The 22176-nt window shown below is 63.4% G+C and carries 16 protein-coding genes and 1 riboswitch; of the genes, 6 read left to right on the top strand and 10 right to left on the bottom strand.

Annotated features, from left to right (window positions below):
* Both QMX96_RS24130 and QMX96_RS24125 read left to right on the top strand, forming a co-directional pair.
* Positions 1–603 (top strand): hypothetical protein (locus QMX96_RS24130; RefSeq protein ID WP_282362590.1); only part of this gene is annotated, 603 nt, incomplete at its 5' end.
* The gene (locus tag QMX96_RS24125) at positions 600–908 is read left to right on the top strand and encodes a DUF3630 family protein (RefSeq protein WP_054916223.1); all 309 of its coding nucleotides are present in this window, start codon (positions 600–602) and stop codon (positions 906–908) included. The genes QMX96_RS24130 and QMX96_RS24125, both read left to right, overlap by 4 nt.
* 1114 nt (positions 909–2022) lie before the next feature.
* Here the strand turns inward: QMX96_RS24125 and QMX96_RS24120 are convergent.
* The 9 genes from QMX96_RS24120 to QMX96_RS24080 form a co-directional block, all read right to left on the bottom strand.
* Positions 2023–2529 carry a GNAT family N-acetyltransferase gene (locus tag QMX96_RS24120; protein WP_054916224.1) on the bottom strand — a complete coding sequence of 169 codons (507 nt, stop codon included), beginning with the start codon at positions 2527–2529 and terminating at the stop codon, positions 2023–2025.
* A gap of 278 nt (positions 2530–2807) precedes the next feature.
* The gene (locus QMX96_RS24115) at positions 2808–4115 is read right to left on the bottom strand and encodes a carbohydrate porin (protein ID WP_282362589.1); all 1308 of its coding nucleotides are present in this window, start codon (positions 4113–4115) and stop codon (positions 2808–2810) included.
* 156 nt (positions 4116–4271) lie between these two features.
* The gene (locus tag QMX96_RS24110; protein WP_054916226.1) at positions 4272–4964 is read right to left on the bottom strand and encodes a HAMP domain-containing sensor histidine kinase; all 693 of its coding nucleotides are present in this window, start codon (positions 4962–4964) and stop codon (positions 4272–4274) included.
* Positions 4961–6568: a tetratricopeptide repeat-containing response regulator gene (locus QMX96_RS24105; protein WP_043864364.1), complete on the bottom strand. Its 1608-nt coding sequence runs from the start codon at positions 6566–6568 to the stop codon at positions 4961–4963. The genes QMX96_RS24110 and QMX96_RS24105 overlap by 4 nt, the downstream gene beginning before the upstream one ends.
* A gap of 251 nt (positions 6569–6819) precedes the next feature.
* Complete coding sequence (locus tag QMX96_RS24100) at positions 6820–9540, bottom strand: LuxR C-terminal-related transcriptional regulator (protein ID WP_078481525.1); 2721 nt, start codon at positions 9538–9540, stop codon at positions 6820–6822.
* A gap of 252 nt (positions 9541–9792) precedes the next feature.
* Positions 9793–11157, bottom strand: a complete 1365-nt coding sequence (locus QMX96_RS24095) for a DUF1329 domain-containing protein (RefSeq protein WP_043864362.1) — start codon at positions 11155–11157, stop codon at positions 9793–9795.
* A gap of 25 nt (positions 11158–11182) precedes the next feature.
* A complete protein-coding gene (locus QMX96_RS24090) occupies positions 11183–13066 on the bottom strand; it encodes a DUF1302 domain-containing protein (RefSeq protein ID WP_043864361.1) in 1884 nt (627 codons plus the stop codon).
* A 337-nt stretch (positions 13067–13403) separates the two neighbouring features.
* Positions 13404–15086: a fatty acid--CoA ligase gene (locus QMX96_RS24085; RefSeq protein ID WP_054916228.1), complete on the bottom strand. Its 1683-nt coding sequence runs from the start codon at positions 15084–15086 to the stop codon at positions 13404–13406.
* A 132-nt stretch (positions 15087–15218) separates the two neighbouring features.
* Entirely contained in the window at positions 15219–15848 is a 630-nt protein-coding gene (locus QMX96_RS24080) for a LysE family transporter (RefSeq protein WP_043864359.1), read from the bottom strand.
* A 188-nt stretch (positions 15849–16036) separates the two neighbouring features.
* Here QMX96_RS24080 and QMX96_RS24075 point away from each other — a divergent pair, with 188 nt between their 5' ends.
* The 3 genes from QMX96_RS24075 to QMX96_RS24065 all read left to right on the top strand — a co-directional run bounded on the left by QMX96_RS24075 (position 16037) and on the right by QMX96_RS24065 (position 18875).
* Complete coding sequence (locus tag QMX96_RS24075; RefSeq protein WP_104572244.1) at positions 16037–16999, top strand: 2-hydroxyacid dehydrogenase; 963 nt, start codon at positions 16037–16039, stop codon at positions 16997–16999.
* 42 nt (positions 17000–17041) lie between these two features.
* On the top strand, positions 17042–18040 hold the full coding sequence (locus QMX96_RS24070; protein WP_043864357.1) for a class I SAM-dependent methyltransferase: 999 nt from the start codon (positions 17042–17044) through the stop codon (positions 18038–18040).
* 39 nt (positions 18041–18079) lie between these two features.
* A riboswitch (yybP-ykoY riboswitch) is annotated at positions 18080–18199 on the top strand.
* Positions 18200–18287: 88 nt separating this feature from the next.
* Positions 18288–18875: a TMEM165/GDT1 family protein gene (locus QMX96_RS24065; protein WP_043864356.1), complete on the top strand. Its 588-nt coding sequence runs from the start codon at positions 18288–18290 to the stop codon at positions 18873–18875.
* 87 nt (positions 18876–18962) lie between these two features.
* Here QMX96_RS24065 and QMX96_RS24060 read toward each other — a convergent pair whose 3' ends face one another.
* Positions 18963–19778 carry a M48 family metallopeptidase gene (locus QMX96_RS24060; RefSeq protein ID WP_043864476.1) on the bottom strand — a complete coding sequence of 272 codons (816 nt, stop codon included), beginning with the start codon at positions 19776–19778 and terminating at the stop codon, positions 18963–18965.
* Positions 19779–19932: 154 nt separating this feature from the next.
* Between QMX96_RS24060 and QMX96_RS24055 the strand changes: the two genes are divergently transcribed.
* Entirely contained in the window at positions 19933–22074 is a 2142-nt protein-coding gene (locus tag QMX96_RS24055; protein ID WP_043864355.1) for a methyl-accepting chemotaxis protein, read from the top strand.
* Positions 22075–22176: the final 102 nt, after the last annotated feature.

Here is a 22176-nt window from a genome sequence, read left to right as displayed (position 1 = left end):
CGGGTGGAAATGCAGTGGGAGACCGAGTTCGCCCTGAGCTTTGCGGTGATCAACAAGGCAGGGAAGCTGGGGCAGGTTGCGAAAGCGCTTGGGGAGCGGGAGACGGCTTGGAAGGCGTCGAGCCTGGCTGACAACGCTGGTGGTAAAAATGGGCCACCTGGAAAGAATCCGAATTCGACAAGTGGTATAACGGATGCGGAGGCAGGGATGCCTTATGCGCATTCGGTGGGGGGTGCAAAAGGTACTCCTGCTTGGGACAACGCTATATCTAAAGCTGACGGAGACTTCGGGTATCTCCCACCTGTCCGACAAAACTATGTTAAAGATGTTTACGACTTGCAAGGTGCTGTGGACAAAATGCGTGCCGGCGGCGCTAGCGCAGAAGAAGTCGCAAAATATGCATATGGCGCAAGAAACGAGTTGAAAGTAAAGTATAGGGAGTATACGCCTCCGGATATGCTTGACGTAATCGATGCAAGAAATTTGGAGCGATATGGTAACAAGATCGGCCCTGCATTTGATGATTTAGTTAAAAAGGGAAAAACTTTTGATCAGATAATTGAGAGCTCTACGCGAGCTGGTGGTGGAGATCTTTTTCAATGAAAAAATTTATTGATGAAAAAGTGTTTTCTCTTGGCCGCATGAGGTCTGGGAGACTGTATGCGGAGCTGACTTCTGATGTGGGCTGGGAAGGCTTCCCTAATTATGCCGAAGAATTCGTTAAGTTATTTTCTGGAAAGATTATTAGCAGAAGTGATTCTGTTGATACTAGAGTGTGGGGGGTGATTATAAAAGACCGGCTCCTGCGATTGGTTTATGAAGACTTTCCTGTGATGATTAGTTTGGAGTCGCAAAGTGAGGAGGGGGATCGACTTATCGAGGAATTAAAAGAAATTTCTATTAAGTAGAATTAGTCCTTCGGTGCAAAAGGCGCAGGTGAGGTTGCCTCTATAGGCGGAAAGGCCTGTGTTTATAACTGCGTCATTGATGGCGTGACTCGTTACGTTGGAAACCGACGACATAGTTAAACGCAGTCAAGCTCACCTCAGACAAAAAGGTATAGTGGTTTCCGAAATCAGAGGGCTTGAGAATATTTCTCGTGCTGACGCTCGGGCAGTTGAGCAAACACTGATCGATTACGATGGCCTTGGTAAAGATGGCGGCACGTTAATCAATACTAACTCTACATAGTCCATCAAAAAACAGACCAAGTATGGTTTGTTTTGCGCCTGCAAGGCCAGGCGAAAGGTGTCCCGCTGAGTGTGTTTCAAAAACAATTTGGCTCTAAATTTGGCCCTATAACGGCGCCTGACAATATTGCGCAGCAAATGGCAAGCTCCGGAAATGGCGCTCGGGGAGTTGTGTTTGGTTCTTATGGGCTGGGTCAGCCAGGGCATGTTTTCAATGTGTTTAATCAGAATGGTGTTGTTAGATTCCTTGATGGGCAGACCGGGAAGCCAGCAAATCTCAGTAATTTCAAAATACTACGCAGTCTGGTGCGCTTCATGTTCTTGGAACAGCAAAGCCCTTAGAAAGTTATTTGGAGGACTACATAAAAGAGAAGGCCGTGAAATCTAGGTGATTTAACGGTGCAAAAGCAACTGGTGGCGCTGCCAGAAAGGTAGATGATCTAGCTACTAGTGGCTTAAGCTCAGCGTCAAACCTTCCAAGTGGAACAGGTCTTGGGCCACGCTTACGCACAGTGGTTTCCTGCTGCTGACCAAACAGCTCTTCGAGTTTGGTCGAAAGCAGTCGGGCCAGCTCTCATCGCTGGAATAATTGTCAATGCACGGCGGTATGGATCTCTGACATTCCGCACAAGGGCGGGTGGGCCGGGTGGCTCGCTCTGGCTGTGGGACGGTGAAGAAGAGTATCGACCGGACAGGGCATTCAGCTCGCAAGAGCAGAAGCACCCCACCCGAGGATTAATCAGCGCGCCCTTGCTGGTCTAGCGCATCGAAAAAAACTACAGGACCCAGCCCCATGAAGTCTGGTGAGGCTTGCCGCTGGTAGCCGGCCCTTTCAATGCATGACCGCCCGCGTAATCAAAAAGCTCAGCAACTCGCCCTCATCATCCAGTTCGATGGCCTGCACCGGCCGTGGCAGGTTGTCGAGCACGCTGCGCCAGAACGCCTGTGAGGTTTCATCCTGGTCATAGAAGCGCACCAGCCAGTCCCCTTCCCCACTCATCAGCACCTGGGTAGCCAATGCCTGGCCGATGCCCTTGCGCCGGTAGCGCTTGAGAATGAAGAGGTCGGCCAGCTCCTGTGCGTCCAGCCCGGCCAGTTCGCTGCGCTCGACCAGCAGGAAGCCGGCGATGTAGCCATCGACCAGGATCAGGTTGGCGCTCCACTGCGGCTCCTGCCAGTAGCGGGCCAGGTGTTCGTCGTGGATGTAGAAACGGCCGTCCACCTCGACGTCTTCCTGCTCCCAGTCCGAGGACTCGTAGGCATAGAACTGGTAGAGGTTGCGGATCAGCTCGATGTGTTCAGGGCCGGTCGGGATCAGTTCGACGGTGAGTTCACTCATGGCTACGGCAGGGGCTCGATGAAAAAGAGCGCGCAGTCAGCCACGATTCGCGTCACAACTCAACCCATTCGCCCTGCGAGTAGACGCTGAACCGGTTCGACTCGGGAAGGACAACAGAGCGAGGGCAAGCAGTGCAGTGCAAAGCATGAAGGCGAGGCCATCCTGGGCGATCTGGGCGCGGGATGATGTCATGCACCCCTCTTCGCCAGCAAGGCTGGCTCCTACAGTCCTGTGCAGGGGTCAGCCTCCAGGCGAACAAGCGCATCGCGCTCACTCCATCAGAACTGCACCTTCACCTGTACGCCGGCCAGCAACGCGTCCTGGGTGTCCTTGCCGGAAAATGCACCCGGCTCCATCACGTACTGCACGCTCGGGCGCACCGTCAGCCAGCGGGTTACCTGGGCGGTGTAGCTCAGTTCCACCAACTGCTCGCCCATGTCCAGGTTGCTGACACTCTGCGCCTGGGCCAGGTCGCCACCGCGCTCCAGGTTGGCGATATGGACATCGCGGCTGCGCGAGTTGAACACCGCACGGCCGTACGCCAACCCCACGTTGTCATGCTCGCGCGAAGCGAACGGTCGGCTCAGCACCGCTCCGGCCGCGTACCAGTGCGAGAACGGCGAAGTGGCCGTGTCGGTGTCGGTGGCCTGCGCGAACAGGCGTACGCTGCGCCCCCGGGTCGAATCCGAACGCCATACCATCTGATCGACCAGGACATAGGCACCGTGACGCCCCGCCGCCTTGCTGTCGGGCTGGCCGATGCGCGCAGTGTCGGAGGTGTCGTAATACCAGCCGAACTTGTACTGCCCATCATAGGTAGCCAGGTTGTTGTAGATCAGCTCCACCGGCAGGATGGCCCCGGTGGTGCCGCTGGAGGTCAGGTCGAAGGCCTTGGACGAGGCGCTGTTGGTCTCGGGGTTCACGTTGAACCAGGCGGTCTGCACCGTCCACTCGGGGCTGATGCGGTATTTCAGCTCCATGCCCCAGTGCGCCGTGGGGTAGTTGCCCCAGCCACTGCCACCGGACATGCTCAGCGGGTGCGCGCAGAAACCTGCGTTGACGAAGTTGGTGAGGATGCCCATGCCGCCGAAGTCATTGCCCATGGCCATCCAGCCGAGCTTGACGTTCAGGTCGTCGGTGAACAGGCTGCGCGCATAGCTCAGTTCGCTCAGGCGCGTGTACAGCCCGCCATAGATCTCCTGCACCGGCAGCCGGTTGCCCACCAGGTCTTGCGAGGCGCTGTTGCCGCGCCGGTCATTGATCGTCAGCTGGACCGTGCCTGCATCCGCCTCGTCCAGCAATGTCTCGAGGTCGAAGGTGGCGCCCAGGCGGACCTGCTGCGCATAGCGCGCACCGTGCTTGAGGCCACCGCTGACCAGGCCCATGGTTTCCGACACATACTCGCCGGTGAGCTTGACGCCGCTCGCCTCCAGGCGTGAGCGGCTGCCGCCCCAGTCGCCGGTCAGGGTCGGGCTGTCGACAAGGGTGTCGAATGCATCGGCCTGCACCGCACACGCCAGCAAGCTGGAAGAAAGGCCCACGGCAAACGCGAGGGGGCTGAACGGAAAACGCGAAAAGAGGCTCAAACGGCCCTCCCGAAAGACAATAGATCACCACCCGGTCAGCGACGAAGACGCGAACCGGGACACAAGAAATGCAGGTGGCCTATATTACGGGATTTTATGTACTAACCGTTTAATTTGTAGACTTTGGTGCAACGCCCTGGCCGACCGGCGACTGGCTCAGGGCAGGTACAGCTGGAACAGGCCGCCGCCCAGGGCTCCGCCATTGGCGATCTCGATGCGCCCGCGCACACCGTTGCGCTCGTGCAGCGCAGCAATGCGTTCAGCGAAGTACAGGCCCAACCCGGTGCTGCCGGTGTGCAGGTTGATGCCCTGCACGTAGTCGGCCTGACGGTCGATCATGCCCTGTGGATAACCCGGGCCGTCGTCATTGATGCTCAGCACCAGTTGCTCGCCCTGCTCGGCCACCGTGACCAGCAAGGCGTGCCCGGCATAGCGGATGGCGTTGTTGATCACGTTGGAGATCACCGAACCGACCAGCTCGCGGTCGAAGAAGCCCAGCGGGTTGAAGGCATCGATCTCGTAGCGCGCAATGATCTCGCGGCTGTCGATGATCGGCTGATTGGAGGCCAGCAGGCCGCCGATGAAGTCGTCCAGGTCATGGTAGTCGGGGCACATGGGCAACTGATTGACCCCGAGTTTGTACAACCCCAGCAGCTGCACGAGCATGCCGTTGAGGTGCGCGAACTCGTGCTCCACCACCGCCTGCTCCGGGCCTTGCGCCTGGGCGGCCGGCAGGCGCGACAGCCACTGGCTGTGCGCCTGCATCAGCATCGCCAGGGAGTTCTTCATGTCGTGTACGGTGGAGGCGATCACCGTGGAAAAATCCAGCCCCTGGGAATCGTTGCTCATGAGCCCACCGCCCGGATACGCAGTTTTCGATAGCGCTCGTAGCGCGGATCGGTATTGGGAATGCCCGCCACCTTGGCCAGGCACGCGCGGCATTCCTCCAGCGCGGCGCTCGAGGGGTTTTCCCCGGCCATGCGCAGCAGCGCCTGGGCAGTGTTCAGTGCAATGCTGATGTTCTTGGGCTGCAACGCCAGCGCGCGCCGGAACTGCTCCAGCGCCTCGCCGACCTTGCCGGCCTGATAGCTGCGCACGCCCTGGCGGTTGAGGTCGACGGCTTCGTTGCCGGCGCCCAGAATCGTCGGGTCGTCGGTCAGCTTGGCGATGCTCTGCATCACGCTCGCGTCGTCACCGTAGACTTCCACGCAGTTCTTGAGGATGGCCGTGCCCGCCGCCTCCTGACCCAGTTGCTGCAACTGCGCAGCCACTGCCAGGGCGGTTTCGGCCGAGAAGAACTGGTCCATGTTCTCCAGCCGCGCAACCGCCGCCTCGGTGAGCTTGGCGGCCGTCTCGGCATCGCCCGCCTGCGCCAGGCCGGTGGCCTTGATCAAGCGCGCACGTACCTGCAGGCCCTGGTCGTCGGTGTACTCCTTGGCCACATCGCCCAGCACCTGGTTCAGCTCCACCCGTGTGCGTGCATCCAGGCCGTTGCCCACGTTCTTCTGGATCAGCGCCTGGGCCAGGCCCAGGTTGCTTTCAGGGTCTTTGAAACGCGAATTCTGGCCCTGGCTCACGGCCTGGCGATAGGCCCGCGACGAGGTGTCGAAGTCGGCGTTGCCCAGGGCCAGCTTGCCCAGTTGCATCTGCCGGCGGACCGCCAGCGGCGACAGGCGTACGGCCTCTTCGAGCACCGACTGGGCACGGCGGGTTTCACCTGCGGCAGCCAGCACGTCGGCCAAGCCGTCGTACAGGCCGGGCATCATCGAAAACGCCTTGATCGCCTGTTCGTAGATTTCCTTGGCCTGGACGGCCTGGCCGCGCTTGAACAGCAGCTTGCCCAGCGCCGCGTACGCCCACGGCGTAGGGCGGTTGGCCAGGATCGCCTTGAGAAAGCGCTCCAGCTCCTCATGCCGGTTGAGGGCGCCCAGGGCGTCGGCACGGTAGCGCAGGCACAGCGGCGCGAAGCGCGGGTCCTGCTTGCACAGGTTGTCGCAGGCCAGCAGCACTTCGGCCGGTCGGCCACGGTCCAGCGCCTGCAAGATAGGCTTGAGCAGGGTCTTGCGCTGTACCAGCTTGTCCAGGCGCTGGGTCAGCCCCAGGCGGTTGAAGGGCTTGGTCAGGTAGGCGTCCGGCTCGTGCTCCAGGGCACTGAGCACCACCGCCTGGCTGCTCTCGGCCGTCACCATGACAAAGATCGCCTCGTGGCTGATCAGCTTGTCGATCATCAGGTCTTCCAGCACCTGCTGGCCGTTCTTCTTGCCGTCGCCCAGGTGGAAGTCGTGCAGGATGAAGTCATAGCGCTTCTGCCCGCACATGCGAATCGCCGTCTCGCCGCTCTCGGCAGTATCGACGTCGCGGATACCCATTTCCCGCAACATCGAACGCACGGACGTGCGGAAGTCGGTGAAGTCATCGACGATCAGAAAACTTTTTTGGCTATACACCAACATCCACAAAACCTGACTTGGAAGAAAGAAGAGCGGCGCCAAGGCGCCTACAGGGACAGGCTCGGCTTCAGGACGCAAGCAGCGCGACGATCATCGCCAGCGCATGCTGCTTGGCAAGCAACGTCAACGGCTGCAGGCCTCGGAAAGGCTATCGGCAGCACGTGCACTTTGCTTGAGGCGCCGCAAGCATGCGGCACGAAGCCAACGCGCCAAGCGTGATGGCGCGATGCCATCATACTTGGCCGACTGCCGTGCTACAACAGGCCCAGCGCCTTGGCCCGGGCAACCGCCTGGGTGCGGCGCTCGACGCCGAGCTTGCTGTTGATGTGGCTGGCGTGGGTCTTGACGGTGTGCAACGAAATGAACAGTTGCTCGCTGATCTGCTGGTTGGAGCACCCCAGCGCGATCAGCTTGAGTACCGACATCTCTCGCGCACTCAGAGCCTCGGTGCCCGCCCCGGGGGCCGGCGGGGTATCAACCACCGGCAACAGCGACAGCAGGCGCGCCTGCACCGGCCCCGCCGGCTGGGCCAGCAACTGCTCGCGCATCCACTCGGGGTGATCTTCCAGCAGCCGCTGGAAGGGTTGCAGCACGCCCCCCTGCGCGGCCTCCAGGGCCTGGGGCAGCAACACCACGGCCGCCTCTGCAGCACCGCTCGCCAGCAACAGGCCGATATGCTGACACACTGCGGTGGTGCCGAGCAGTTGGCCGCCATTGCTGCGCCCGTGCTCGGTCAGCGCCTGCAGGCGTTGTGCGGCCTGTGCGGTACGCCCCTGGGCCTGCTCCAGCAGGGCCTGCTGCAGTTCGATGTGCAAAGGCAGCAGCGGGTGGAACTCCGGTGCGGCGGCGGCACGTTCGCCACCGTAGGTCTGGCCCAGACGCAGCAGCCAGGATTCGGCCAGGTCCATGCGCCCCTGGGCCAGCCACAGCTCGCATTTGACCAGGGTGATCATGGCCAGATAGAACACCGGCGGCACGTCCCAGATATGCATCAGGCGCTCGGCCTCGGCCAGCTCGCAGAAGGCCTCGGTAAAACGCCCCTCGCGTCCGTCCAGGGTGGCCAGCACGCAATGCCCGATCAGTACGCTGATGTCGCGACAGGCACGCGCTTCCACCAGCCCGGCGCGCAAGCGCGCACGCCCTTCCTGGGGCTGCAGCCCGGCGACCAGCAGGTAGCCTTCGTACAGCGCCAGGCGCGCACGCGCCGCGTACAGGCGCTGGGCCGACAGCCCTTGCAGGCGTTGCAGGCCGTGGCGCACCTCCTCCATCGAACGCAGGACCTCGCCACGGGCATGCAGCACCCGCGCGCGATCGTAGTGGGCCAGGGCCTCGAACAACGGGTTGCCGACCCGCCGTGCCAGCTCCAGCGCCTCGCGGTTCCAGCCACGGGCGTGCCAGAAATCGCCCTCGGCGATGGCCAGGTTGGACAAGGTGGACAGGCACATCAGGCGCTGGCCGTAGCGCTTGGTGGGCAGGCTGCGCAGCGCCTGCTGGCAGTACGAGCGGGTTTTCAGACGGTCGCCGCGACCGCGGGCGATGATTCCGCTCAGGGCCAGCCATTGCGCCAGCATGGACTTCTGCGCCGTGGCCGAAGGCGCCGGCAGGAACCGGCTGAGGTGGCTGACCAGTTCCTCGGCCGCATCCAGCTGGCAGGCCAGCCCCAGCGCCCAGCTGTACAGCACGATCAGGCGCGGGGTGCTGATCAGCAGGCTGTCGGGCAGGTCCATCTTCCAGCGCAGCAGCATGCCGACGTTCTGTTCGGCCAGCAGTTGCTCTTCGGACAGGTTCTGCACCAGGTTGGCCGCCACGTCCAGGTGACCGGCGCGCAGGGCCTGCTCCACCGCCTCGTCGAGCAGGCCCTGGGCGTGGAACCAGCGGCACGCGCGCAGATGCAGGCTGGCCAGCGGCTGGCTGGCCTGGCGGGTGCGCAGCAGGTCGGAGAACAGGTGGTGATAACGCAGCCATTGACCCTGCTCGTCCAGCGGTACCAGAAACACCTGGTGTGCCTTCAGGTAACGCAGTATCTGCGCGCTGTCGTGGCTTTCGCGCAGGGCATCGCACAGGTCGGCGCAAAAACGCTCCTGGCAGGCGGTGTCGTAGAGAAACGCCTGCACCTCGGGCGGCAGGCAGTCGATGACTTCTTCGAGCAGGTAGTCGCGGATCAGCCCCTCGCCGCCATGCAGGGCGTGGGGCAAGGCGCTGTCGACCCCCGCCTCGGAGGCGGCCAGCAGCCAGAAGCGCAGGCCGGCGACCCAGCCATCGCTGCGTTGAATCAGGTTGTCCAGGGCCTGGCCACGCAGCGTGGTGGGGTGCTGGTCGAGCACGGCCAGGGATTCCTCGGGGCTCAGGCGCAGGTCCTGTTCGGTGAGTTCGAGCAACTGCTGCGACAGGCGCAGGCGCGCCAGATGCCAGTCGGGACGCTGGCGGCTGGTGACCAGCAGCACCAGGCCAGGCGGCAAATGATTGAGGAAGAACTGCAGGCAGCGGTCGAGCACCGGGCCCTGGGCCAGATGGTAGTCATCGAGCACCAGCAGCAGCGGGTTCTGCGGGTGCAGGTGCAGGGCCAGTTCGTCGAGCAGGCTGTCGAGCCACTCCTCGAAGGCAAAAGGCTGGTGCCGCTGGCGCATCTTGAGCAGGCCCAGGGCCTGGTTGCCCAGGTCCGGGCAGAACTGCTGCAGCCCTTCGAGCAGGCGCTCCAGAAAGCGCCCGGGGTCGCTGTCGCGCTGACTCAGCCCCAGCCACAGGCTGCCCCACGAGGCCGGCAGGCTCTGGCAGAACTCCACGGCCAGCGAGCTCTTGCCGAAACCGGCGGGCGCCGAAACCAGCAGCAGTCGACCGCTCAGGCCGGCGTGCAGGCGCTGGCATAGCCGCGGGCGCGGCACGTGCCCCTCGGGCAGTGGTGGACGGTAGAAGCGGCCCTCCACAGCGCTGATGGCCTGGCTGGCGAACCCTTGCATACGCGACAGATCAGTCATGGCCGGCTCGTTTTAGTTGGAAGTCTTCGGCAGAACAGACCCGCCGAGACTAGCGCTTTAAACGGCACATTTGAAGATGATTGGCGCAGAGGTCGGAAAAAAGACTACAACAAAAAGCGACAAAAACTCACGAAGCGCGGCATTGCGCGCACTTCATCCCGCATTGCCCCTCACGGCCTGTTGTCGGGCCACAAACAGAAACGCCCCGGGCAAGCCGGGGCGTTCTGGGGATCACACGGAGGAGGTTCTAACTCAGCGCACACCATCCTGGCGCAGCGCTGCCGGCTGGAAGTCGGCCTTGCTGGCAGTGAAGTCGAAGTTGTAGGCCTTCTGCTCTTCGTTCTTCATGCCCAGCGCCAGGTAACGGCCCGACTGCAGGTCGTAGATGGCTTCCAGGGTGTACCACGGCACCTGCTTGTTGTAGTAGTCCTGGGCATGTGCCTCGGATACCCGCCACAGCTGGCCGCGGCCGTCGTACTGGTCGATCACGGCCGCTTGCCAGGTGTCTTCGTCGATGTAGAAGTCACGCTTGGCATAGATATGCCGCTGGCCCGGCTTCAGGGTACCCACCACATGCCACACGCGACGCAGCTCGTAACGGGTCAGGTCCTGGTTGATATGCCCCGGCTTGATGATGTCGGCATACTTGAGGCTCGTCGAATCGAGCTTGTAGCTGTTGGAGGCAATGTACATCTCCTTCTTGCCTTCCAGCTTCCAGTCGTAGCGGTCCGGCGCACCGTTGAACATGTCCAGGTTGTCGGAGGTACGCAGGCCGTCAGCGGCGGTACCCGGGCCGTCATACGACACTTGCGGGGCCTGGCGCACGCGGCGCTGGCCAGCGTTGTACATCCAGGCCTTGCGCGGCTCCTTGACCTGGTCGAGGGTCTCGTGAACCAGCAGCACGGTACCGGCCAGACGCGGCGGGGCGGTCACTTTCTGCTTGAAGTAGAACAGCACGTTGCCAGGGTTGGCCGGATCGAAATCCTTCAGGCGATCGCGGAACATGAACTGTTCCTCGAGCTTCACCATGCTGTAGCTGCCGTTCTGCTGCGGCGTGGCCTGGTTCACCACACGCGTGACGCCACCGCCACGGTAGCGGGTGATGTGGTTCCAGATCACCTCCACACCGCTTTTCGGGATCGGGAACGGAATCGCGATCTGGAAGTTCTCCAGCCCGTTGCCGCCAGCTACCAGGTTGGTGGTGGTGGCGTTCTTCTTGATGGCGGCGAACACCGAGTCCGGCACCGTGGAGCCACGCTGGGTCGGGTACACCGGCAGCTTGAAGGTGTCCGGATAGCGCTTGAACATGGCCAACTGGCCAGGGGACAGCTTGTCCTTGTACTGGTCGACGTTCTGCGCGGTGATGGTGAACTTGGGCTTGTCGTTGCCGTACGGGTCGGACAGGAAGCCCTTGGCATCGACCGAACCGGCCGTGGTGCTCAGGGGCTGCCAGGCGGTGATCGAACCGTCGGCATTGCCGGCCTTCTCGGCGCCCATCGGGGTCAGGCTGGTGCCCAGCTTGGCGGCTTCGTCGGCGGACACCGCCGCCATCACGCCGGTGGCGAGCAGCGACAGGCTCAGCACACCGATTTTCAACAGACTCTTGGTTGCTTTCATGATCTTGGTCTTCCCGGATCAGTGCTTAGAAGTTCACGCCGAAGCTGAGGGCGATGAAGTCGCGGTCATCCACGGTGGTGTACTTGCCATCGAAGAAGTTGGTGTACGACAGGCTCGCGGTGTAGGTGTTCTGGTATTCGGCGTCCAGGCCCAGGCTGACCGCCTTGCGCCCTTCCTCGAAGTTGCCGCCCGGGCCTGGCGAGTAGCCGGACACGTCATGCGACCAGGCCACGCTCGGCTTGAGGTTGACCCCGGCGAACACATCGTTGTAGTCCCAGATCACGCGGCCACGGTAGCCCCACGAGGTGCTGGTGGTGTAGCCGTCCTTTTCGCACTTGCGGCTGCGGTTGGCGGAGGAACCACCGCCAGGCGCGGCGCCACCGATGGTGCCGGCGTTGAGGATGTCCGAGCAGGTGTTGAGGCCGAAGGTATCCGGCAGCGGGCCAGGGCCATACACCGGATCGCGGCCGTAGCGCAGCTTGTCGGCGCTTTCCAGGCCGCCCACGTGGGTCACGCCCACTTCACCTACCACGGTCATGCGGCTGGCGCCCATCACCTGGTCGAAGAAGTGCGTCAGGGTGGTCTGGAACTGGGTGATTTCCTTGCGCTTGTAGCCGTGCAGGTCGGTATCGGCCTGGCCCTTGAGCAGCGAGGCATTGCCGAACGTGCCGCCCAGCTGGGTGACCCCGGCGTACAGGATGTCGGTGGTGTTCAGCTGCACCGGTGCGTTCGGCCGGTAGCTGATTTCACCGCTCCACGCGGTGCCGGTAGGCAGGGTGGTGGAGAAGCTCAGGCCGTACAGGCGGATGTCTTCGGGATACTCGACGAAGTACTTGGAGTTGCCCGCCACGATGGCGGCGCCGGTGCGCGGGTCGACCATGCCGGCAATGGCGTAGGCCTGTGCAGAAGCCCCCGTGGCGCTGAAGATCGGCGCACGGCTGTGGTAGTTCATGGCGTAGGCGCCGAACTCGGTATTGAGCGGTTCGAACATGTAGCGCAGGGCAACACCGAACTGGCCGCTGTCACGGGCATCGCGGTCGGGGCCGCGCGCCACCTTGATGCCTTCCTCGTTCACGTCCACGCCGAAGTTGGCCAGGCCGGCGATCTGTGCCGGGGTCATGGTGCGGCTGCTGGACAATACGCGCAGGTTGTCGGTGCAACCGTCGGCGATGATGTCCGGCTGGGAGAAGAAGGTGCCGCAGTTGTCGACGACGGTCTGGTCCCATTCCAGCTGGTAGAAGGCTTCGGCCGACAGGTTGTCGGTCAGGCTCTGGGAGATGTAGAACATGTTGACCGGGATCAGGCCTTCCTTGATCTCGGCACCCGGGCGGCGGAACGCGGAAACGTCGATGGGGTTGATCGAGTTGATGCCACCACCGATGAAGGTACTTTCACCCCAGCTCACCACCTGCTTGCCGAAACGCACCGAACCCGGCAGTTCGCCAATCGAGTAGTTGTGGTAGACGAAGGCGTCGAGCAGCTCGGCACCGGACGACTTGGCGCCCTCTTTGCGGTTGGAGTCGCTGATGTCCTTGAACTGACGGTGTTCGTCCTTGAGTTCGAAGTCGTACCAGTACTTGCCACGCACGAACACGCCGGTGTCGCCGTACTTGAGCTCCAGGTCGTGGATGCCCTTGAAGATCTTCGAGAAGGTCTCGCCGCGCTTGAAGTTCAGGTGGCCGTCGTCGGAGGTCTGCGACAGCCCCTTGCCGCCGTTGTTGACGCCGATCAGGTTCTGGTTCGGCTTGGCCGTCGACCAGCTGGCCCCCACGGACAGCGACGAGTCGAACTGACCTTCGATTTCACCGATGTTGAAACTGACGCCGAATGCAGGGCCGGCGAGCGTAGAAGCGAGGCTGACGGCCAATGGCAATTTCGCCCGGCGCCAGAACAGATTTACTGATGTCATCGACGCTACTCCATGTACTTTATTTTTATGGCAGTGAGTCCTTTGAGAAACGCATCGAACGACCGACGTGAATACGCCTGCTGGTCGACCAACGTGGCAGTGCGCAGTCATTTGCGCGGGCCCCCGTCCCTAAAAATCCCCTGACCCGACTATAGCCAGCAGGTACCTGTGCTTGATCCCTCTAAAGTGTGATTTGCACGTTGGTACTACACCCAAAGAGCTGATTCGCTCGCCAACTGCGCGGGCAGCGGCAAGGATGGCCTATTTTTTCGCTTTGACAAGGCGCGCAGGTGTCTGGCGCAAGGGTCGCACCCGCCAGGGCGCGACCGGCCCGCCTTCAGAGGGTGGACAGAAATGCGCTGTTGCTGGCCTGCCAGTGGCTGATGTCGACGCGGATGCGCTTCTTGTCCAGCTTGCCCACGCTGGTCTTGGGAATTTCGGTAACAAGGGCGATCTGGCTGGGGATTGCCCACTTGTTGATCATGCCCAGCTCCACGTAGGGCTTGAGGTGCTCCTTGAGCTCGCGGGCGTCAATGCTGGTGCCGTCACGCACCACCAGCAGGGCAAACGGACGCTCGCCCCACTGCGGATCGGGTACACCCACCACCGCCACTTCGCGCACCGAGGGGTGGCGGCTGACGAGGTCTTCGAGGGCCAGCGACGACACCCACTCCCCGCCGGTCTTGATCACGTCCTTTATGCGATCGCGGATATCGACCACGCCCATGCTGTCGATGGTCGCCACATCCCCGGTGTGCAGCCAGCCGCCCTGCCACAGCTCGGCGCCTTTCTCCGGTTCGCGGAAATACCCCATGCTCAGCCACGGCGCGCGCAGCACCAGTTCGCCCTGGGACTCGCCGTCAGCCGGCAGGAAGCCGCCTTCGGCATCCATCACCGCGGCCTCCACCAGCGGCACCGGCACGCCGGCCTTGATGCGGTAGCTGATGCATTCGTCGTCGCTGCCGGCCAGCAGCTCTTCGTTGAGGTGGGCACAGGCCACCAGCGGGCAGGTTTCCGACATGCCATAGGCCGCCGTGAGCTGGATGCCCTGGGCCTTGGCCGACTCATACAGGGCGCGGTTGAGCGAGCTGCCGCCAATGATGATCTTCCAGCCGCCGAAATCCTGGCCCTGCGCGCCCTTGGCGTTGAGCAGCATCTGCAGGATGGTCGGTACGCAGTGCGAGAAGGTGACCTTTTCGTCCCGCCACAGCTGACACAGCATCTCCGGCTCGTAGCGCCCCGGGTAGACCTGCTTGAGCCCGAGCATGGTGGCCACGTAGGGGATGCCCCAGGCGTGCACGTGGAACATCGGGGTGATGGGCATGTACACATCATCGGTGCCCAGCAGGCGGATGCTGTCGATGCTGCCGGTCACGGTAGCCACGCCCAGGGTGTGCAGCACCAGCTGGCGGTGGGTGAAATACACGCCCTTGGGGTTGCCGGTGGTACCGGTGGTGTAGAAGGTGGTGGCCACCGAGTTCTCGTCGAAGTCGGGGAAGTCGTAGGTGGTGGCCGCGCCGGCCAGCAAGTGCTCGTACTCGCCCACCAGGTTCGGCAGTTCGGCATGCTTGTCGGGGCCGTCGGTGAGCAACAGGGTCTTCTCGACCGTGGTCAGTTGCGGCGCGATGGACTGATACAGCCCGATGAAATCGCTGTTGACCAGCACGAAGCGGTCTTCGGCGTGGTTCATGGTGTAGAGGATCTGCTCGGGCGACAGGCGCACGTTGATGGTGTGGGCCACCGCGCCGATCATCGGGATGGCGAACATGCACTCCAGGTAGCGATGGCTGTCCCAGTCCATCACCGCCACGGTGTCGCCGGCCTTGACCCCGGCTGCGGTGAGCACGTTGGCCAGGCGCGCGATGCGCTCGCTCAGGGTCAGGTAGTTGTAGCGCAGCTGATCGCGGTACACGATCTCGCGGGTTTTCTCGTAGCGGCTGCCCGACATCAGCAGGCGCTTGATCAGCAGCGGGTATTCGTAAGCGCCCGCAGCGGGGGCGATAATCCTGGTTTGCAGCATGGGAGTCCCTTTTTCGAGTACGCAGGCATGGCAATACGGCGCTTACTCTAGAACGGGACGGGGGCGCTCAAATCAGCCAAAGGAATGATTTGCGCGCCCGCAGGGATGACAGGCCAATGGCCATCAACCGCCTCAGTGCATCTCGGTGAAGGCGATCTTGATACCCAGCGCCACCAGCACCGCGCCCATGCCGCGATCGAACCAGTGGCCCATGCGCGCAAAGCCGGAGCGCACGCGGGCGTGGCTGAACAGCAGGGCCACCAGGCAGAACCACAGGCCGGTGGCCAGCGCCAGGTAGGCCCCGTAGCCGGCCTGTATCAGCAGCGGCGTGTGCGGGTTGATCACCACCGTGAACAGCGACAGGAAGAACAGCGTGGCCTTGGGGTTCAGGCCGTTGGTCATGAACCCTGCCACAAAGGCGGCACGCGGGGTGCGCGCCACGGTCGAGACCTGCACGCTCTCGCTGCCGGCAGGCGCCGGGCGGGCACGCAGGGCCTTGATGCCGATGTACACCAGGTAGGCCGCAGCCAGCCACTTGAGCACGTTGAACAGCATGATCGACTGCGACACGATCAGGCCGATGCCCAGCAGCGAATAGCCCACATGCAGGAAGATCGCCGTGCCCACGCCGAAGGCGGTCCAGGTACCGGCGCGCCGACCGTGGGTAACACTTTCGCGCACCACCACCGCAAAGTCCGGGCCGGGGCTGGCCACGGCCAGCAGGTGGATCAGCGCAACGGTGAGAAATTCTGCCCAGTACATGGGGTGACGCTCCTGGCAAACGATCGGGTGGCGTACCTTACCCACTGCCTGGCAGTTCTGAAAGATACAGTTACAAGTGAATCGGCACAGTCACCTCCCGTGCAGCCGGATGCCTGGCTTTACGCCCACGGCGATGCAGGCTCTAATGCCCCACTACCTGCTCAAACCACACCCCAGGAGCCTGCCCCATGACCTTGCGCCGCGCTGTATTCCTCGACCACAGCTCCCTGGACCTGGGCGACCTCGACCTGAGCCGCCTGCGCGGCTGCTTCGATGAACTGCAGTTGCATCCGACCACTGCCCCCCACGAAGTGGCCGAGCGCCTGCAGGGCGCGAGCGTGGCGATCACCAACAAGGTGCACCTGGACGCCGCCGCCCTCGCCGCCTGCCCCGACCTCAGGCTGATCCTGGTGTCGGCTACCGGCACCAACAACGTCGACCTGCAGGCCGCGCGCGCCCAGGGCATCGTGGTCAGCAACTGCCAGGGCTACGGCACGCCCTCGGTGGCGCAGCACACCCTGGCCCTGCTGCTGGCGCTGGCCACTCGCCTGCCCGATTACCAGCAGGCGGTGGCCGACGGCAAATGGGCCCAGGCCAGGCAGTTCTGCCTGCTCGACTTTCCCATCGTCGAACTGGAGGGCAAGACCCTCGGCCTGCTCGGCCACGGCGAACTTGGCGGTGCGGTGGCGCGCCTGGCCGAAGCTTTCGGCATGCGCGTGCTGTCCGGCCAGTTGCCCGGCCGCCCGGCCCGCGATGATCGCCTGAGCCTGGCCGAGCTGCTGCCGCAGGTGGATGCGCTGACCCTGCACTGCCCGCTCAACGACAGCACCCGCAACATGATCGGCGCCGCCGAGCTGGCCCTGCTCAAGCCCGGCGCGTTCGTGGTCAACACCGCCCGTGGCGGGCTGATCGACGAACAGGCGCTGGCCGACGCACTGCGCAGCGGGCACCTGGGTGGCGCCGCCACCGACGTGCTCAGCGTGGAGCCTCCGGTCAATGGCAACCCCCTGCTGGCAGGCGATATCCCGCGCCTTGTGGTCACCCCGCACAGTGCCTGGGGCGCGGTCGAGGCGCGCCAGCGCATCGTCGGCCAACTGGCCGAGAACGCCGAAGCCTTCCTGCAGGGCAACCCGCGCCGAGTGGTCAGCTGAGTTCTGCTAGAATTCGCGACTTTTTGCAGAGGGGCGCCGACCATGGACCCACGTAGTGAAGTGTTGCTCCGTCAGGCCGAGCTGTTCAAAGGCCCCGTGTTGCTGGCCGGCCTGCCCGCCGACGACCTGCTGGGCAGCCTGCCCGATGCCCGCGCCTGGAGCTGGCACGCCGGCGACCAGGCCGCGCTCGAGGCGCGATTTGCCGGGCGCAGTCACTATGGCGTGGAGGTGCCGCCGGTGGCTTTCGACGGCGCCGTGCTGTTTCTGCCCAAGTCCCGCGATCTGGCCAACTACCTGCTCAATGCCCTGGCCTCGCGCCTGGGTGGGCGCCAGCTGTACCTGGTGGGTGAAAAGCGCGGGGGTATCGAGGGTGCGGCCAAGCAGCTGCACGCCTTCGGCAAGCCGCGCAAGCTCGACAGTGCACGCCATTGCCAGCTGTGGCAGGTCACGGTGGACACCCCGCCAGAGGCGCAGCCGCTGGAAAGCCTGGCGCAACGATTCGAACTGCCACTGGCCGAAGGCCCGCTGCAGATCGTGAGCCTGCCCGGGGTCTTCAGCCATGGCCGGCTGGACCGCGGCAGCGCGCTGCTGCTGGACAACCTCGAGCAACTGCCCGTGGGCCATGTGCTGGACTTTGGCTGCGGTGCGGGCGTGCTCGGCGCGGCGATCAAGCGCCGCTACCCACAAAGCCGGGTAACGCTGCTGGACGTGGATGCCTTCGCCGTGGCCAGCAGCCGCCTGACCCTGGCCGCCAATGGCCTGGAGGGGGAGGTCATCGCCGGTGACGGCATCGATGCCGCGCCCCGCGAGCTGAACGTGATCCTGAGCAATCCGCCGTTTCACACCGGGGTTCACACCAATTACCACGCCTCGGAAACCTTGCTGAAAAAATCGGCCGATCATCTGAAAAAAGGCGGCGAACTTCGGCTTGTGGCCAACAGCTTCCTGCGGTACCAACCGCTCATCGAAGGCGCCTTGGGCAACTGCCTGATTCGCGACGAGGGACAAGGCTTTCGGATCTACCAGGCCACACGAACTTAAAAACTTCGCTTGCCCAAACGGTTTTGCCTAGGCAGAATCCGCTCCGTCCTAGGGGAGTAGTCTCCCGCGAGCACCCAGCTCGCCCGGTACGCGTCAACATACTTGGTCCTCAGACCATGGCGCGTACGACCCACGGTCCGCACAGACGGATCCAGGGTTTGACAAGACCTATGACACGCACACCTTACCCGGGGCGGGAAGGCTGTACGTGTCATAGCCGTGTCGACCCGCCCCCGTAGGAATCCTGATGCTGGAATCATTGCTGGTCCCCACCGCCATCGTTGCGCTCGCCGAAATCGGCGACAAGACGCAACTGCTCGCGCTCATCCTCGCTGCACGCTTTCGCAAACCCTGGCCGATCATCGCCGGTATCGTTGCCGCGACCCTGGCCAACCATGCGGCGGCCGGTGCGGTGGGTGCGTGGTTCGGCAGTTTCTTCTCCGAGGCCACGTTGCACTGGATCCTGGCCGCAAGCTTTGCCGCCACGGCCCTGTGGACCCTGGTGCCGGACAAGATGGATGACGATGAAGCCAGTACGGCGCGGCGCTTCGGCCCGTTCCTGACCACGCTGATCGCGTTCTTCATTGCCGAGATCGGCGACAAGACGCAGGTGGCCACGGTGATGCTGGCGGCGCAGTACCCGCACCTGATCATGGTGATCATCGGCACCACCCTGGGCATGCTGATTGCCAACGTACCGGTGGTGCTGGCGGGCAATTTTGCCGCCGAGAAGCTGCCGTTGACCCTGATCCGTCGCCTGGCGGCCACGGCATTCGTGGTGCTGGCGCTGGTGGCGGTGTATTCGGCGATGAAGGTCAGCGGGTGGGTGGGCTGATACCGGCTAGCGTGTGAAGCATTCGCCGGCAAGGCCGGCCCCTACAGGTTCAGGTAGGAGCCGACAGTGCCGGCGAAGGTCACGGCGCTATTTTCTGGCTTGCTCGTACAACGGCATCACCTTGGGAATCGCCGCCTGCAACGACGCGATACGGCTGCTCGAAGCCGGGTGAGTGCTCATGAACTCAGGCTGCGAACCACCCGACGCTTCGGTCATCTTGTTCCACAGGCTGATCGCCGCATTCGGGTTGTAGCCCGCACGCGCCGCCAGCTCCAGGCCGATCAGGTCGGCTTCGTTCTCGTTGCTGCGGCTGTTGGGCAAGGTCATGCTGTACTGCACCACGGTGTCGGCCAGCGCCAGGCTGTCCTGGCCCAGGCCGAACAGGGCACCTGCGCCCTGGCGCGCCATCTCCACACCATAGGCCTTGGACATCGCCTCGCGACCATGCTCGCGCAGGGCGTGGGCGATTTCGTGGCCCATTACCGCCGCGATCTCGTCGTCGGTCAGCTTGAGCTTGTCGATCAGGCCGGTATAGAAAATGATCTTGCCACCCGGGCCGCAGTTGGCATTGAGCTCGTCGCTCTTGATCAGGTTGACTTCCCATTTCCACTGCGCCGCATCGGGGCGGAACTTCGGCGCCTGCACGATCAGCCGATCGGCAATGGCCTGCACCCGCTTGGCGGTGGCACTGGTCTTGTCGAGCATACCTTTGGTGGATGCCTCGCCCAGGGTCTGCTGGTACGACTGCGCGTACATCTGGTTGACCTCATCGGTCGACAGCATGCTGAACATGTACTGCTTGCGCTCCACGCCCACCGCTCCACCACTGGTGGTGTTCACGGCCTGGCAACCGGCCAGCAGCACACTGGCGCTCAGGGCACCGATAACAACTGATCTACGCATGAAAACACTCCCTTCGAACATGCGGCGTATCCTAGGCCGCGCATCATAAACGCGCTACAGCCGTTCGCGAAGAATTGCATCGCCACACTCATGCTTTGCCCCCGGCGCGCCGATAACGCCCAGACAGGCGACCCTCTTTGCGCTCGGAGCTCCCATGAAGTTCAAGTCGATCCAGTTTTCCGTGGCCGCGCTGGCCGGTGCCATCGTGCTGAGCATCGTTGCAGCACTGGTGCTATACGCAGTGTATTCCGGTGCCCGCACCCAGACGCTGGTGCACAACCGCACCCAGCAACAGTTCGAGGCAGTGATCGAGCAACGCCTGACGGCCCTGGCCCAGACCCAGGTCAGCCAGATCCAGCGCAGCCTCGAGGCGCCGCTGCTGATCGCCCGCGGCCTGGCCACCACCAATGCCCTGATCGGCATGCAGGATGCTGCCGGCAACCCGCAGCTCAAGCTCGAACGCGAACAGATGATCGCCCTGCTCAGGCAGACCGCCCTGGACAACCCGCTGTTGCTGGGCGTTTACGTGGGCTGGGAGCCCAATGCGCTGGACCACGACGATGCCCGCTATGCAGGCAGCACGCTGGCGGGCGTCAACCCGCAGAGCGGGCGCTTTCTGCCGTGGTGGTACCGTAACGACGACGGTAGCCTGACCCTCGACAAACTCCAGGATGTGGACGACCGTACCCTGCTGCCCACAGGCGTGCGCACCAGCGAGTACTACCTGTGTTCCAAGGAGACCGGCAAGGCCTGCGCCATCGACCCGGCCCCGTACCAGGTGGGCAACAAGACCGTGATGCTGGCCTCGTTCGTCGAGCCGATCATGGTCAACGGCCAGTTCCAGGGCATCGCCGCCGCCGACCTGTCGCTGAACTTCATCCAGGATATGCTCAAGGCCGCCGACGCCCAGCTGTATGACGGCGCGGGCGAGATGGCGCTGCTGTCCAACAACGGACGCGTGGTGGCCTACACCAAGGATGCGAGCACGTTCGGCAAAAAAGCCAGCGATGTGCTGCAACCCAATGAAGTGGCGGTGCTCGGCAACCTGTCGGGCAAGGCGCTGCACTACGAAATCGACCATGCCAGCGGACAGATCGAGCTGTTCGTGCCATTTGCCGTGGGCAACACCGCCTCGCGCTGGACCTTGCTGCTGCAACTGCCGGTCAGCGCGGTGATGGCCGACCTCGACGCGCTGCAGCGCGAAATGAGCGCCCAGCGCAGCACCGACCTCACCGGCATGATCGTGGTCGGCCTGGGCATCGCCGGGCTTGGCCTGCTGGTGATCTGGCTGCTGGCCCACGGCATCGCCCGGCCGCTGCGCCAGATGGTCGGCATGCTGGACGACATCGCCCAGGGCGAAGGTGACCTGACCCGGCGCCTGAGCAGTGATCGCGCCGACGAACTGGGCGCCATCGCCCGTGGCTTCAATACATTCCTGAGCAAGCTGCAGGCAATGATCAGCCAGGTGGTGGTGTCGGTGCAGAAGGTCAGCGACTCGTCCGAGCACACCGCCGACATCGCCATTCGCACCAACCAGGGCGTGCACAAGCAGATGGCCGAAATCGACCTGGTGGCCACTGCGGTGCATGAAATGACCGCGACCGCCCAGGACGTGGCGCGCAATGCCACCCATGCGGCGCAAGCGGCCAGCAATGCCGACCAGGCCGCCAACCAGGGCCTGGAGATCGTGCGCAACACCTCCACCTCGATCAGCGCCCTGGCCGAGGAGATCGGCCGTGCGGTGGGTGTGGTACAGGCCCTGGCACGTGACAGCGAGAACATCAACGCGATCCTGGTGGCGATTCGTGCAATTGCCGAACAGACCAACCTGCTGGCGCTCAACGCGGCCATCGAGGCGGCGCGAGCCGGTGAACAGGGGCGCGGGTTTGCCGTGGTGGCCGATGAAGTGCGCAACCTGGCGCAGAAGACCCAGCAGGCTACCGAAGAGATCCAGCAGATGATCCAGCAGCTGCAGCAGGGCACGCGGGATGTGGTGCAGGTAATGGAGGACAGTCAGGGCAAGACCGAAGTCAGCGTGCAACAGGCGGCGCAGGCGGCCCAGGCGCTGGAGAGCATCACCCGGGCGGTGTCGGTGATCAACGACATGAACACCCAGATCGCCAGCGCGGCGGAGGAGCAGAGCGCAGTGGCCGAGGACATCAACCGCAACGTGATCAATATCGGCCAGGTGGCCAATGAAGTGGCTGGCGGGGCGGATGAGTCAAGCACAGCGAGCGCGGAGCTGACCAAGCTGGCGGAGCAGCAGCGGCGGTTGATCAATCAGTTTCGCGTCTGAGCCAGAAGCTTCGCCGGCAAGGCCGGCTCCTACAGGGGCATGCAGTGCCTGTAGGAGCCAGCCTTGCCGGCGAAGGGCTCACCACTTACGCCGGGGTCAGGC

The sequence above is a fragment of the Pseudomonas sp. PS01300 genome (genome assembly GCF_029960155.1).
In the GTDB taxonomy this organism is placed as follows: domain Bacteria; phylum Pseudomonadota; class Gammaproteobacteria; order Pseudomonadales; family Pseudomonadaceae; genus Aquipseudomonas; species Aquipseudomonas palmensis.
This window is presented reverse-complemented; position numbering and strand designations above follow the sequence as displayed.

Bases quoted from the DNA above. Each gene is read 5' to 3' on its own strand.
- QMX96_RS24105 (WP_043864364.1), bottom strand. From the start codon at position 6,568: ATGTTGGTGTATAGCCAAAAAAGTTTTCTGATCGTCGATGACTTCACC.
- QMX96_RS24095 (WP_043864362.1), bottom strand. From the start codon at position 11,157: ATGAAAGCAACCAAGAGTCTGTTGAAAATCGGTGTGCTGAGCCTGTCG.
- QMX96_RS24090 (WP_043864361.1), bottom strand. From the start codon at position 13,066: ATGACATCAGTAAATCTGTTCTGGCGCCGGGCGAAATTGCCATTGGCC.
- QMX96_RS24120 (WP_054916224.1), bottom strand. From the start codon at position 2,529: ATGAGTGAACTCACCGTCGAACTGATCCCGACCGGCCCTGAACACATC.
- QMX96_RS24075 (WP_104572244.1), top strand. From the start codon at position 16,037: ATGACCTTGCGCCGCGCTGTATTCCTCGACCACAGCTCCCTGGACCTG.
- QMX96_RS24125 (WP_054916223.1), top strand. From the start codon at position 600: ATGAAAAAATTTATTGATGAAAAAGTGTTTTCTCTTGGCCGCATGAGG.
- QMX96_RS24065 (WP_043864356.1), top strand. From the start codon at position 18,288: ATGCTGGAATCATTGCTGGTCCCCACCGCCATCGTTGCGCTCGCCGAA.
- QMX96_RS24100 (WP_078481525.1), bottom strand. From the start codon at position 9,540: ATGACTGATCTGTCGCGTATGCAAGGGTTCGCCAGCCAGGCCATCAGC.
- QMX96_RS24080 (WP_043864359.1), bottom strand. From the start codon at position 15,848: ATGTACTGGGCAGAATTTCTCACCGTTGCGCTGATCCACCTGCTGGCC.
- QMX96_RS24085 (WP_054916228.1), bottom strand. From the start codon at position 15,086: ATGCTGCAAACCAGGATTATCGCCCCCGCTGCGGGCGCTTACGAATAC.
- QMX96_RS24070 (WP_043864357.1), top strand. From the start codon at position 17,042: ATGGACCCACGTAGTGAAGTGTTGCTCCGTCAGGCCGAGCTGTTCAAA.
- QMX96_RS24055 (WP_043864355.1), top strand. From the start codon at position 19,933: ATGAAGTTCAAGTCGATCCAGTTTTCCGTGGCCGCGCTGGCCGGTGCC.
- QMX96_RS24060 (WP_043864476.1), bottom strand. From the start codon at position 19,778: ATGCGTAGATCAGTTGTTATCGGTGCCCTGAGCGCCAGTGTGCTGCTG.
- QMX96_RS24110 (WP_054916226.1), bottom strand. From the start codon at position 4,964: ATGAGCAACGATTCCCAGGGGCTGGATTTTTCCACGGTGATCGCCTCC.